12 protein-coding genes and 1 pseudogene are annotated in these 12,510 nt (G+C 40.5%); 10 read left to right on the top strand and 3 right to left on the bottom strand.

The features are described 5' to 3' along the window. The first annotated feature begins 340 nt into the window (after window positions 1-340). Window positions 341-535, top strand: a complete 195-nt coding sequence (locus tag ACFX4I_RS00290) for a hypothetical protein (protein WP_098371164.1) — start codon at window positions 341-343, stop codon at window positions 533-535. Window positions 536-584: 49 nt separating this feature from the next. On the opposite strand, the gene ACFX4I_RS00285 is transcribed toward ACFX4I_RS00290, so the two are convergent. Together ACFX4I_RS00285 and ACFX4I_RS00280 are read right to left on the bottom strand one after the other, a co-directional pair. Next, window positions 585-1,073, bottom strand: coding sequence for a sigma-70 family RNA polymerase sigma factor (locus ACFX4I_RS00285; protein WP_230303528.1), 489 nt, complete (start codon window positions 1,071-1,073; stop codon window positions 585-587). A 488-nt stretch (window positions 1,074-1,561) separates the two neighbouring features. Next, complete coding sequence (locus ACFX4I_RS00280) at window positions 1,562-2,380, bottom strand: thermonuclease family protein (protein ID WP_377418276.1); 819 nt, start codon at window positions 2,378-2,380, stop codon at window positions 1,562-1,564. Window positions 2,381-2,567: 187 nt separating this feature from the next. Here ACFX4I_RS00280 and ACFX4I_RS00275 point away from each other — a divergent pair, with 187 nt between their 5' ends. The 7 genes from ACFX4I_RS00275 (at window position 2,568) to ACFX4I_RS00245 (ending at window position 8,626) form a co-directional block, all read left to right on the top strand. Continuing rightward, entirely contained in the window at window positions 2,568-3,197 is a 630-nt protein-coding gene (locus tag ACFX4I_RS00275; protein WP_309519363.1) for an ABC transporter ATP-binding protein, read from the top strand. Further along, window positions 3,197-3,982, top strand: a complete 786-nt coding sequence (locus ACFX4I_RS00270) for an ABC transporter permease (RefSeq protein WP_377418273.1) — start codon at window positions 3,197-3,199, stop codon at window positions 3,980-3,982. The genes ACFX4I_RS00275 and ACFX4I_RS00270 overlap by 1 nt, the downstream gene beginning before the upstream one ends. A 214-nt stretch (window positions 3,983-4,196) precedes the next feature. Further along, window positions 4,197-4,463, top strand: a complete 267-nt coding sequence (locus ACFX4I_RS00265) for a phosphocarrier protein HPr (protein WP_076366836.1) — start codon at window positions 4,197-4,199, stop codon at window positions 4,461-4,463. Further along, a complete protein-coding gene (ptsP, locus tag ACFX4I_RS00260) occupies window positions 4,463-6,181 on the top strand; it encodes a phosphoenolpyruvate--protein phosphotransferase (RefSeq protein ID WP_377418270.1) in 1,719 nt (572 codons plus the stop codon). The genes ACFX4I_RS00265 and ptsP overlap by 1 nt, the downstream gene beginning before the upstream one ends. Before the next feature lie 319 nt (window positions 6,182-6,500). Beyond that, window positions 6,501-7,286: an SDR family oxidoreductase gene (locus tag ACFX4I_RS00255; RefSeq protein WP_377418267.1), complete on the top strand. Its 786-nt coding sequence runs from the start codon at window positions 6,501-6,503 to the stop codon at window positions 7,284-7,286. Window positions 7,287-7,325: 39 nt separating this feature from the next. Beyond that, window positions 7,326-8,195, top strand: a complete 870-nt coding sequence (locus ACFX4I_RS00250; RefSeq protein ID WP_230303534.1) for an NAD(P)-dependent oxidoreductase — start codon at window positions 7,326-7,328, stop codon at window positions 8,193-8,195. 65 nt (window positions 8,196-8,260) lie between these two features. Continuing rightward, window positions 8,261-8,626, top strand: coding sequence for a hypothetical protein (locus ACFX4I_RS00245; RefSeq protein WP_034314117.1), 366 nt, complete (start codon window positions 8,261-8,263; stop codon window positions 8,624-8,626). 100 nt (window positions 8,627-8,726) lie between these two features. Here ACFX4I_RS00245 and ACFX4I_RS00240 read toward each other — a convergent pair whose 3' ends face one another. Further along, a complete protein-coding gene (locus ACFX4I_RS00240; protein ID WP_377418264.1) occupies window positions 8,727-9,875 on the bottom strand; it encodes an aminotransferase A in 1,149 nt (382 codons plus the stop codon). 157 nt (window positions 9,876-10,032) lie between these two features. Between ACFX4I_RS00240 and corA the strand changes: the two genes are divergently transcribed. Then, the gene (gene corA / locus ACFX4I_RS00235; RefSeq protein ID WP_377418261.1) at window positions 10,033-11,007 is read left to right on the top strand and encodes a magnesium/cobalt transporter CorA; all 975 of its coding nucleotides are present in this window, start codon (window positions 10,033-10,035) and stop codon (window positions 11,005-11,007) included. Between the two features lie 588 nt (window positions 11,008-11,595). Then, window positions 11,596-12,500: pseudogene (locus ACFX4I_RS00230) on the top strand (chemotaxis protein). Window positions 12,501-12,510: the final 10 nt, after the last annotated feature.

The following is a 12,510-nucleotide window of genomic DNA, read 5'->3' as shown; positions in this document are numbered from 1 at the left end:
AGAAAGTTATCTCTTATGTCGGTACAGTAAGCTAAACTTTTAAAGGAAGGTACGGTTTCTTGTAATGGAGCAGTTGTAATGATGTGGCATAATTTGGTATATCTTGTGAACGCAGTTATGCGTACCAGTATGTAATTCTATGTACAAAAAATGCCAATCATTTTACATTATGATATTTTACTATACAGTTTGCACTATTTTAAAGCATTCGTAAAGAATTATGTAGCGGTGGGCCTTAAAAAGTTCTGAATTATATTAAGTGGCATGCTTATGTTAAAATAAAAACGGAATTTCTCCTGTAGAAATGATAGAACTTTTGATAATTAAGGAGGATAATCTTATGAATGCAGAAGAAGCAAAAGATGTACTCGATAAACTGGCAAATCGGGAAATGGATGAATTTAGGATAACAAAAGAAGAATTTTTACCTTTTCGTGAGGTTCTTGTTAAAAGGGAAGACTTTAAACATTTTCGGGGGAATGCTCAACATAACGGTGTGATAATTTATACGTATTTAGAAGAAGCGAGAAGTTAATGGATATTTTTTTAGGGTGGCTCATGATTGAGCCACCCTAAATTATTCATTATGGAAAAATTAATTGTTTCCTTAATTTATTTAAAGCGGACCTTCTCCATGATTTGACGGCTGCGGTACTAACTTGATATACTTCAGCAATTTCAGTCACCGTTTTATTCTCCAAATACGTCTGTAAAAGCCAGCGTTGCTGATTCAGTGTCAATCCATCCGTGTAGGTTAGGATATTATCGATGGCAAAGGCCTCATCGTGTATTGAAAATGGATCTTTAATCTCTAGTATGAAGGAATCAAATGGTTCGGTGTGGGCTTCATATTTATGGTGGTGCTTTAATTCGTTCAGAATTTTGCCTTTGATTACCGTAAAGGCATAGTTGGAGAACTGACCGTATTCCTCATCGAATTTGCCATATGACTCCCATAAAGCAATCAATCCTACTTGAAAATATTCTTCCTTATTTTTATAGATGGAAAGTGAGCGGATTATATGATGGATCATCGGCGTGAATTCAGACGTTAGTGCTGAGAAATCTTCCATGAAACAAGCCACCTCTAAAAAGTGCACTTTCCTGTATTCCCGGGTGCTTCTACCATAAATAAATCGATCGGATATAGCCAAATGGCATAACGGAAAAATGGAAGGAATAAATAGTGGGTTTTAAGGGAGTTAAAGAGAACCTTATTGAAGGAAAAAACGGAGATTCAGATAATCTTGAAAGAGGTGAAAAAATGAAAAAGCACATCCTGATATTGGATGTGCCGAAACAATTCACTACTTATTCTTTTAGTTTTCCCTCTTCATTCAATGTAAAACCATATACACATGAATGCTCCGTTTGTCGATAAAGGGAGGTTGACTGGGTCACATCCCGAACCCTGTTTTTAAAACAAGACCAGATCATCCTTCATGTTTTTATAGTGTAATCCTTATTGGATTGAAGAAATATGCGACACTACTGCCGAAAAACTGGCTAGCCGAGACCACACAGGCGCTTGCTTTGATGAGGCTGGGCACAGTTGAATTTATTAACTTTGCGATTTTCGGAATCCGGCATCCTGTGCGTCTTGTTCGGTACAAAACATTTCTTCCGGTTTGGTTATTTCGTAATATTGGCCCGAAGGAATGTGATATATTTTGTTGCCTTTAGAGTTTATATTCCCTTTAATTTGCGGGTTACTGCAAGATGCAGTTGGCTTTTCCACTGAAGCTTCTATGGACTTCGAATCATCAAACCCCTTTGAAGTTGCATAGTTTTCAATTGACCAAATACCGATTTCGTCTTTTTGGGCTTGTTTCTGAATATTTTCCAATTCATCTAGATATTTCGTGTTCGGTGCATAAACATAGGCTACCCTGGCCAGTCCTTTTTCAAGCAGGAGTTTATTCACCATTTTACCTTCAACATAAAAATAGGCCAGCAGCCGGCCATATTTATCTCTTTCGCCTATGCCGGTTTCTACTTCCACTTCAGAACCCGCTGGCATTAGTTCCTTGGTGAATTTGCTTGCTTCAGGTCCAAAAGGCTGAACGGGCTTGGATGGGTGCACGGTTTCTGGAGTATCTACCAAAAGGAGCCTGACCGTTTCTTCATTTCCATTAGCCATTTTGATTTTTACTGTATCTCCGTCAACAACTTTAATGATCTCGGCTGTGAATGTCTTGCCTTTTTCTTCATTTGAAGAACCCGCACTGGATCGGATGTCTTCGTTGGAAATTGAATCTTCCTGTTGGGATTGCTTAATTAGGTTATCTGAGGCAGCCTGGCAGCCAGACAACGTGATCAGGCAAAGTGCAGTCAGGAGAAAAACATTCAGATAAGGGTGTAAAAAGGAATTTCCGTTCATGATAAGTCCCTCCATTTATTTAGGTGTTTTCCACGTCCATCATGGATATATTCGGCAAAATAATACTAACCTATAAAAAAGGGAAAGAAAATGAAAATCATTGAAATTTTTACATGCATCGCTACCTCATATCATGATAGTTTCTTATAATGATATGGTGGAGTAAGGGAGGGAGGCGTGTAAAATGATATTTAGGCTTGAAAATATAAGGTATAAAGGGATTTTGAAAATTGATGATTTGAGAATATCGGCTTGTATGGTTACTTGCTTGACCGGGGAAAGCGGTGCAGGGAAAACCTCACTGCTCCGATTATTGAACAGGATGGATGACCCGGATAGCGGTTCTATCTATTATCAGGATCAGTTGTTGGATGAATTCAACCCGATAGAGCTCCGGCGTAAAGTCACAATGCTTTCTCAGTCACCGTTCACTTTGCCGGGTACGATTGAAGAAAACCTACAGATTGGCCTGGAATTGACAGAACGGGAAAAAAAGGATAAAGCCGAATTGGTTAAAGCACTTGAAACCGTCCAGTTGCAGAAGTCTTTAGACGAGGGGGCGGAGAATCTTTCTGGCGGGGAGAAACAGAGGCTGGCACTGGCGAGGTTACTTTTATTGAAACCGGAGGTGTATTTGCTGGATGAGCCGACTTCGGCTCTTGATGAAGAAGCCGAGCTGACGGTCATGAGCCGTTTTTTAGAAGAAGTGAAGCGGGAAAAAGGAACGGTCATCATGATAACCCATTCAAAACAGCTTGCGGAAAAATGTGCTGAAAAGAGGATCGTTCTGAAAAAGGCGAAGGAGGGTGACTATTAATGGAGGCGAATGGGATAATAGATATTGAGTTCTGGCGTCTTTGTGCGGCCTACGTCTTTGTAGTAATTCTGCTCATAATCGTGAAATGGCGGGGGATTTCACGGGAAAAGCAAATCATGCTCGCTACGGTACGGATGACGGTCCAACTCATTCTCGCCGGATATGTTTTGACATATATCTTTGAAAATCCACACCCTTTACTTTCTTTAGGATTTTTATGTGCGATGGCCCTGTTTTCCATCCATAATATTTTTAAGCAAGTGTCCCCCACACTTAATAAGAAAATCAAAAGGATGGTTATCCTAAGTATGTTGTCAGGTCCCATGGCTGCCTTGTTTTATTTTAATGTAGTCGTGATCCATTTCACGCCATGGTATGAACCGAGGTATTTCATTCCAATTGCAGGGATGATCGTGGGGAATGCCATGACTGGAGTGACATTGGCCCTTAAAAACCTCCATGATGGGATTAGCAGTAATCGTGAAAAGGTTGAAGCAATGTTGATGCTTGGAGCGACTCCGGCGAGGGCTGTGAAGAAATATGTGGATGCTGCATTCGACTCGGCAGTACTCCCGACTTTGAACAATATGCTCGGGATGGGGATTATCTTCCTTCCAGGAATGATGACAGGACAAATCCTGTCGGGGATAAGCCCGCTCATCGCTATTGAATACCAGATTGCGATATTAATCGGGATTCTCGGAAGTGTTTCATTAACGGTGGTCCTTTTCATTATGCTGAGTTTCAGGGCTTTTTTTACCAAAAATGCACAGTTATCCATTTAATTATTGAAGAATCTGAAAAGTAATAGTTGCAGTTCCGTCTATATTTTTGTACTATTTTGTAGGTACCAATAGTTTTGGTTTGTTTGTTGGGAATGATAGTGCTATCCTGATAAGGAAAAGGACATTTCTTTTTTTCATTTCTTTCCTGAGTGGATAGAGAAACCCCCTTACATAACCTATTTTTGTTAATTTATCTTAAAGGAGATTGATTTATATGGTAGAAAAAACATTTACAGTAACTGCAGAAACAGGAATTCACGCTCGTCCGGCTACATTGCTTGTACAAGCTGCAGGAAAATTCGATTCAGAAATAAACCTTTCTTATAAAGAGAAAAAAGTGAACCTTAAGTCCATTATGGGTGTAATGTCACTGGGTATTGGCCAAGGTGCGGAGATTACGATTTCTGCTGAAGGAAGCGATGAAAATGATGCACTAAATACACTTGCTGAAACGTTGAACAGAGAAGGATTAGCAGAATAATGTCCACTTTGATTAGTGGAATAGCAGCTTCAAACGGAATAGCCATCGCTAAAGCCTATCGACTGACAGAGCCAGATTTATCGATTGAAAAAAGAAGCATAGAAGATGTCGGGGCGGAAATATCCCGTTTTAAGGAAGCTATTCAAAAGTCAACAAATGAATTGGAGATAATCAGGGATAAAGCCGAAAAGGATTTAGGGGCCGATAAAGCCGCTATCTTTGACGCACACCTGCTTGTTTTGGCTGATCCGGAACTTATAAATCCCATTCAGGATAAAATACAATCAGAAAGCGTCAACGCTGAGTTTTCCTTAAATGAAACCGCAAGCATGTTCATTACGATGTTTGAACAAATGGATAATGAATACATGAAGGAACGGGCAGCGGATATCCGTGACGTCACGAAGCGGGTACTGTCGCATCTTTTAGGTGTTCATATTCCAAATCCAAGCATGATTGCTGAAGAAGTGATCATCATTGCGGAGGATTTGACTCCATCCGATACAGCACAGTTGAATCCGGCATACGTCAAAGGATTTACGACCGATATCGGTGGACGTACATCCCATTCAGCCATAATGGCACGTTCATTGGAAATTCCAGCAGTAGTTGGAGCAAAATCAGTGACCTCGTCCATTGAAAATGGTGACTTGGTCATTATTGACGGGCTAAAGGGTGAAGTGCACATAAATCCTACTCCTGAACTCGTGAAACGCTACGAAGAAGAGCAGGAAGCCTATGCCATGCAAAAGGCTGAGTGGGCTAAACTGGTTCATGAACAAACCGTTACAAATGATGGCCATCATGTGGAATTGGCTGCAAATATTGGTACTCCAAAAGATTTGGATGGCGTTCATCAAAATGGCGGTGAAGGCATCGGGTTATATCGTACGGAATTTCTTTATATGGGCAGAAATGACTTTCCAAGTGAAGAAGAGCAGTTCGAGGCATACAAAGCGGTGCTGGAAGGTATGTCAGGTAAGCCTGTAGTCGTCAGAACGCTTGACATAGGCGGAGACAAGGAGTTGCCTTATTTAGAGCTTCCTAAGGAAATGAATCCTTTCCTTGGATACCGTGCGATTCGCCTTTGCTTAAATGAGCAGGAGATTTTCCGGACTCAGCTCCGTGCCCTGCTTCGCGCAAGCATTTATGGGGATTTGAAAATCATGTTCCCAATGATCGCCACACTAGCTGAATTCCGCGAGGCTAAAGCCGTCTTGGCTGAAGTTAGGCAGGAATTGCTTGATAATGGCATCCAAGTTGCCGAAAAAATTGAAGTCGGAATTATGGTTGAAATCCCTTCAACTGCAGTGATGGCTGATATATTTGCTAAGGAAGTTGATTTCTTCAGCATAGGCACTAACGACTTGATTCAGTATACGATGGCCGCTGACCGAATGAATGAGAGAGTATCTTATTTATATCAACCATATAATCCAGCGATTTTACGCCTGGTTAAAATGGTCATAGATGCAGCTCATAAAGAAGGGAAATGGGCCGGGATGTGCGGGGAAATGGCTGGAGATGAAGTTGCCATACCGATTTTGATCGGATTGGGTCTTGATGAATTCTCAATGAGTGCCACTTCGATTTTAAAAGCACGTTCTTTAATTAGCCAACTTTCGCTTGAAGAGATGAAAAAACTATCTCAGGAAGTTTTAGAGTTGGATACGAATGATAATGTGAAAGAAGCGGTAATTAACGCTTTGAAGAAATAAATAAATGAGGAAAAATGGCACCCCATCCACAGAATCTTCGGATGGGGTGCTTTCCTGTAATTTTTGCTTGAACATTAAGAAAAAATGTTTATTGCACCAAAATGGGGGTAAATAAAAAGCAAGCACAGTTGTTTAGCTCTATTAGGGCAGCTGACATTCTCATTTCCCCCTTTGACGCCGGTTGGGTTATCCAACCGGCAATTTTTTTTGTGACCGCTGGATATAAAAAATAACAAAATGATTATTCAGATTTTTCACTTTTCGAATATGGCGATATAATGGAATTATAAATTTGAGAAAATGGAGGTCATGATAAAATATGGAATTACATTTAGGAAAAAAAAATGCTTTGATCTTAGCTTCAAGTCAAGGTTTGGGGAAGGCTATGGCAGCTGAATTGGTTAAAGAAGGAGCAAATGTCATGCTAGCCAGCCGTGATGGAGAAAAGCTTGCCGCCGTGCAAAGGGAAATATCACAGCTTGGGGCGGGTAAAGTTGCTTATATGGTAACGGATATAACAAAAGCTGAAGATATTAAAAGCTTGGTTAGGCAAACTGCTGAAGAGTTCGGAGGTATCGATATTCTTATTAATAACGCCGGAGGTCCTCCCGGGGGTTCATTTACAGATTTCAATGATGAAGAATGGCAACAATCTTTCGAACTTAATTTACTAAGCTTCATAAGGACGATACGTGAGAGCTTGCCACATTTAAAAAAACAGGGCGGGAAAATCGTTAATATTGCTTCTTCATCCATTAAGGAACCGATTCCAGGATTGATTTTATCGAATACATTCCGGACTGCAATCGTTGGATTGTCAAAGTCGTTAGCTTCAGAATTAGCACCAGACCGGATATTGATCAATACAGTTGGACCAGGAAGAATCGCAACGGACCGCGTTCAGCACCTTGATAAAATGAATGCAGAGAAACAAGGCGTCACTTCTGAGGAGATGACTGAACAATCCATTAACAAAATCCCTCTTGGCCGCTATGGGGAACCCGAGGAATTTGCAAAGTTCGTTACTTTCCTTGTTTCAGGTGCCAATACATATTTAACGGGACAGTCCTATTTAGTTGACGGAGGAATGATAAAGTCCATTTAAGGATTTTTGAAATAAAATGATTGGGAGGAATCTACAGTGATGCAATCGAACAAAGTGATCGGCTTCATAGGTTTAGGAGTTATGGGAAAAAGCATGGCCGCAAATTTACTTAAGGCGGGATTTGAGGTATTTGTTTATACAAGGACGAAAGATAAGGCAAGTGAACTGCTTTCAAAGGGTGCGAAGTGGGCATTTGCACCAAAGGAAATTGCGCAGAAAGCTAATGTGATCATTTCCATGGTAGGATACCCTAGTGATGTGGAAGAAATCTATCTTGGGGAAAATGGGCTTATCGAGAACGGGAAACAAGGAACCCATTTAATCGATATGACGACCTCCACTCCGTCTTTGGCAGTGAAAATAGCGGAGGAAGCCAAGAAAAGAGGCATGGAATCATTGGATGCACCGGTTTCCGGAGGAGATATCGGTGCCCGTGATGCAAAGCTTACGATCATGGTCGGCGGGTCTAGTGAGGCATTTGAAGCGGTTCGGCCCATTTTTGATATCATTGGCAGCAATGTTGTCCATCAAGGTCCGGCTGGCTCAGGACAGCATACGAAAATGTGCAATCAAATCGCCATTGCATCTAATATGATCGGAGTGACTGAAGCGATTTCCTATGCCAAAAAGGCGGGGTTGGATCCGGAACGGGTATTAAGAAGCATATCATCGGGTTCCGCCGGAAGCTGGTCACTGTCCAATCTAGTGCCGCGGATGGTTGAAGGGGATTTTGAACCTGGTTTTTATATCAAGCATTTTATCAAGGATATGAAGATTGCACTTGATGAAGCGGAAAGAATGGGAATGGAAGCTCCTGGATTAAGCCTAAGCAAATCCCTATATGAGGGGCTGGCAGAAGCTGGCGAGGAAAATAGCGGTACACAGGCATTATATAAACATTATAATTAAGTGCTAGCATTTCTTTATCATGAATAAGCTGATAGCGACAGCCTTTACAAAAAGGAGTGAAAGCTATGGGCGAATTCGATGATATCAATATGAAATTCCAGGAATTAGAAGATGGTCGATATATTGTAAGGATTGAAGGCTTTAAACGAGAAAAAACCATTCATCAAACAAAGCCCATTCGTTGGGATCTGAAATTAATGAATGAAAGTCCGCTAATCTTGCCAGTGAAATTCAGTCATATCGAAACGAATGCCGGTTTTCAGATCCTAATGCGCGAATTGAAGAGTTTAGGTTTTTCAAAGCCGCGCTCCGCAAAGGAATTTGAAGAAGTAATGGCTGATTTACTTGGGTCCATCGTTGAAGTGAGCCTTACCACGACAAATAAGGAAGAAGGATATCGGGAAATTCGTTTTTTACGGAGATTGTATTAGTTGACCGGCTTGGTGAAAAACCTTCGGTAGCCTGACATCTTTGAAAAATAGGAAAGTGGCCTTCAATTGTTCATTCAATTGAAGGCCACTTTTTTGTAGGTTACTTTTTAGCTAAAAAAGCTTCAATACGGTCCAAAGCCTTTTCAAGGGTTTCCATGGAATAGGCATAGGATATCCTGAAGTATCCTTCGCCAAGGGGAGAGAAGGCATCTCCAGGGACCACTGCCACTTTTTCCTGTTGAACAAGCTTGAGGCAAAAATCAAGGGAAGAGGCATAGCCTTCAGGCAGTTTTATAAAGAAGTAAAAGGCACCATTTGGTTTGACTATTTCCAGTTCCATCGCTTGTAAGCGACTGTATACGTATTCCCGTCTCCGGGCATACTCAGTCTTCATGGGAATGGCATCATCTCTGCCTGCCGTCAATGCTGCCAAGGCTGCTCTCTGCGATATGGAGGCGGCACAAGTTACATTGTATTGATGAACCTTCAGGATATGCTGAGAGATGGCTACAGGCGCAAACAGAAGGCCAATCCTCCACCCGGTCATGGAATGGGACTTGGACAATCCGTTCAGGACGATGGTTTGTTCTTTTAAGAAAGTGGCAATCGAAACATGCTTCTGATCGAATACCAGTTCACTGTATATCTCATCAGCCAATATGAATATGTCCTTGCCCCTTACAAGTTCGGCAATGTCCAATAATTCTTCGGCAGATAATGTAACCCCGGTCGGATTCGATGGATAGGGCAGAACGATGCACCGTGTATGAGCAGTTATGTACTTTTCAATGATATCTGCAGTCAAACGAAATCCATTTTTTGTTGTATCGGCATAAACAGGTGTTGCACCGCACATCTTAATGATGGGTTCATATCCCGGATATACCGGACCAGGTAATATTACTTCGTTCCCTGGGATGAGAATCGTCCGAAAGGTAATGTCTATGCCTTCGCTGGCACCAGAAGTCACTAGGACTTCATTCGCCGGATCATAGCTAAGCTTGTATTTATCCTTTACATATTTTGAAGCGGCTTCCCTTAATTCCAGATAACCGGCATTGTGAGTATAAACGGTATAGTCATTATCGATGGCTTGTTTTGCCGCTTCTTTAATATGCATTGGAGTTGGAAAGTCAGGCTGTCCAATCGTTAAGGAAATGGTATCTTCGATATCAGCGACCATATTGTAGAATTTACGGATTCCTGATATTTGAACGTCTTTTACTAGAGGGTTTATTAAATGTTCCATCTATGAATATCCTCCCTTTTCTAACTACATGAATTATGTACTATGTTTGACTCATTCATTCTATTTTATCATTTAGTTTGGATGGGGGAGAAAACTTTTTGAGATTAATGAATTAAAGGTATAATATAAGATAAGAAAATTTTGAGGGTTGATACATTTGATAAGGACTTGCGCAATTACTTCTAATCAAGAAATCAGTTTTGATTTACCGCTAACGGAATTGAATAATCCGGATATCGAGTGGTTCTGGGTGGATTTTTCCAACCCCACAAAAAAGGAAATCGAACTTTTATCCAATCATTTTCACTTTCACCCGCTGGCAATTGAAGACTGCCTGGATGATTTTAATCAACGTCCCAAAATGGATTTTTATGAGGGTTACCAATTTCTTGTGATTCATGCTCTAAGGGAGAAGATATTTAAAGCGGTGGAATTGGATATGTTTGTTGGTGAAAAATGGATAGTCAGTTTTCATAAGGAAGATATGCTTGAACTGGAAAAGGTACGGGAAGAAATTTCTGGTAATAAAATGTTAAAGCAAAGTCCCTTTTTCTTGATGCATAGGATAATTGACAGGATCGTCGATGAATTCTTCCCACCTGTTTATAAAATTGAAAGCGAATTGGGTAGCATTGAGGAAAATACTGAAAATGACACGATTAACGAATTGATGGATCAGCTTTTCGATTTACGTACAGATATGTCCAGGCTCCGTCGGACCATATTGCCGATGCGGGATTTATTGTACAGAATGATTTCATCGGAGCGACTGAATTACTTGAAAGATCAGCACCTTTATTTTAATGATGTGTACGATCATCTTCTTAAATTGACTGAAATGCTTGAATCCTATCGAGATTTTTCGTCCGATATCCGTGATAGTTATTTGTCTGTGAACTCTAATAATATGAATTCAACGATGATGACATTGACTGTCATCACTACCATTTTCATGCCGCTGACCTTTATAGTGGGCGTATATGGGATGAATTTTGAATATATGCCGGAATTAAATTGGCATTATGGCTATTTCCTCATTCTTGGAATGATGGGCGGAATTGCCTTGATGATGTTTTTATTCTTCGTTAAAAAAGGTTGGCTCAATCCAAAGAATAGGTCGCGAAAAAGATGAAATGACCCAATTGGCCTGCTACTAAGTTTCAGTTGAGAAATTGGGGAGTATGCTGGATTTTGTTTGCGGACATCGCTGGGGTAATTTTTATGAGTATTTTTTTGAATGGAGCGACGATGGAAATTGCGGGAAAACGAATGATTTATTCGTTTTAATCGGGGCGACCATCATCATTTCACTTTTCCACATGCATATAAGCTTTATTTGATATTCTTTGTTGCTTTCCTCTAAATGCGAATAGGGTTTGGAAGGGCTGCAGGGCGTTATTTTGCGATCAGCCTATATCAGGTCTGCTTTTATACCCATGTCGGTTATATGAGGGGGTTATGTCGAAGAGACAGGCCCTTTACTTATCGATATGATGGGCGGAATGGCAGTGGTGAAAAATGAACTAGGAAAAAGGGGGACTCTAATGGGTCCCTTTTTAGTTTGGCTTCAATAGATAATCACTTCTTGATCCTTTTTTTATCTGTGCTCTAAACAAAAGAAATATTTAACCGAATTATTAGGTATGAGTTCATTGATAAAACCATGAAATTTTTCGTGGTATTATGAAATGAAAAAGTAAGAGAAGGGCGAGATGAAACAATGGAAGCAAATAAAGGAATATTATTGGAAAGTGGAACGAATGAGCTTGAGATAGTGGAATTCGGTCTCGGAAAGAATAAATTCGGCATTAACGTAATCAAGGTGAAGGAAATCATTAATCCTGTCTCCATCACGCTTGTCCCTCATTCCCATCCAAATGTGGAGGGGATCATTGAGCTTCGTGGAGAAGTCCTGCCAGTTGTGAATGTGGCGATGCTTTAGGATTTCCGCCATCTGAAACTCCTGAGCAGGATAAATTCATAGTGGCTGAATTCAATCAGCAAAAAGTGGTTTTCCATGTCCATACCGTAACACAGATCCACCGAATTTCCTGGTCGCAAATCGAAAAGCCTTCGGATATGTATCAAGGCCTTGAAAGTCAGATTATCGGAGTAATAAAATTAAATAGTGAAATGTTACTGTTACTTGATTTTGAAAGGATAGTGGTCGAAATCAATCCAGAATCAGGAATAAACATCCAACGAGTTAAAAAGCTTGGTACCCGGCAAAATTCAGACAAGAGAATCCTGATTGCAGAAGATTCTCCATTACTGAGAAAGCTGCTTTTTGATACATTGTCAGAAGCTGGATTCAAGTACTTGGAGTTTTATGAAAATGGACTTGATGCATTTAATTATCTGGAGAATTTAATTGAATCAGGAAAAGTGGTTGAACATGAAGTGCATCTTGTGATTACCGATATTGAGATGCCTCAAATGGATGGACATCATTTGACTAGAAGAATAAAGGAAAACGGGGAACTCGCTGGGTTGCCGGTGATTATTTTCTCTTCTTTGATTACTGACAGCCTTCGTCATAAAGGTCAGGTCGTAGGGGCTGACGCACAAATCAGCAAGCCTGAAATTGCAGAGCTTATAAAGTTGATAGACAGATTGGTATTATGAATGTGAAAAC

The organism is Peribacillus sp. YIM B13472, assembly GCF_042788005.1.
Lineage (GTDB): Bacteria > Bacillota > Bacilli > Bacillales > DSM-1321 > Peribacillus > Peribacillus simplex_E.
This window is presented reverse-complemented; position numbering and strand designations above follow the sequence as displayed.

Coding starts and splice junctions, on each gene's coding strand:
- ACFX4I_RS00265 (WP_076366836.1), top strand. CDS start 4,197: ATGGTAGAAAAAACATTTACAGTAACTGCAGAAACAGGAATTCACGCT.
- ptsP (WP_377418270.1), top strand. CDS start 4,463: ATGTCCACTTTGATTAGTGGAATAGCAGCTTCAAACGGAATAGCCATC.
- ACFX4I_RS00240 (WP_377418264.1), bottom strand. CDS start 9,875: ATGGAACATTTAATAAACCCTCTAGTAAAAGACGTTCAAATATCAGGA.
- ACFX4I_RS00285 (WP_230303528.1), bottom strand. CDS start 1,073: ATGGAAGATTTCTCAGCACTAACGTCTGAATTCACGCCGATGATCCAT.
- ACFX4I_RS00245 (WP_034314117.1), top strand. CDS start 8,261: ATGGGCGAATTCGATGATATCAATATGAAATTCCAGGAATTAGAAGAT.
- ACFX4I_RS00280 (WP_377418276.1), bottom strand. CDS start 2,380: ATGAACGGAAATTCCTTTTTACACCCTTATCTGAATGTTTTTCTCCTG.
- ACFX4I_RS00255 (WP_377418267.1), top strand. CDS start 6,501: ATGGAATTACATTTAGGAAAAAAAAATGCTTTGATCTTAGCTTCAAGT.
- ACFX4I_RS00270 (WP_377418273.1), top strand. CDS start 3,197: ATGGAGGCGAATGGGATAATAGATATTGAGTTCTGGCGTCTTTGTGCG.
- ACFX4I_RS00250 (WP_230303534.1), top strand. CDS start 7,326: ATGCAATCGAACAAAGTGATCGGCTTCATAGGTTTAGGAGTTATGGGA.
- ACFX4I_RS00290 (WP_098371164.1), top strand. CDS start 341: ATGAATGCAGAAGAAGCAAAAGATGTACTCGATAAACTGGCAAATCGG.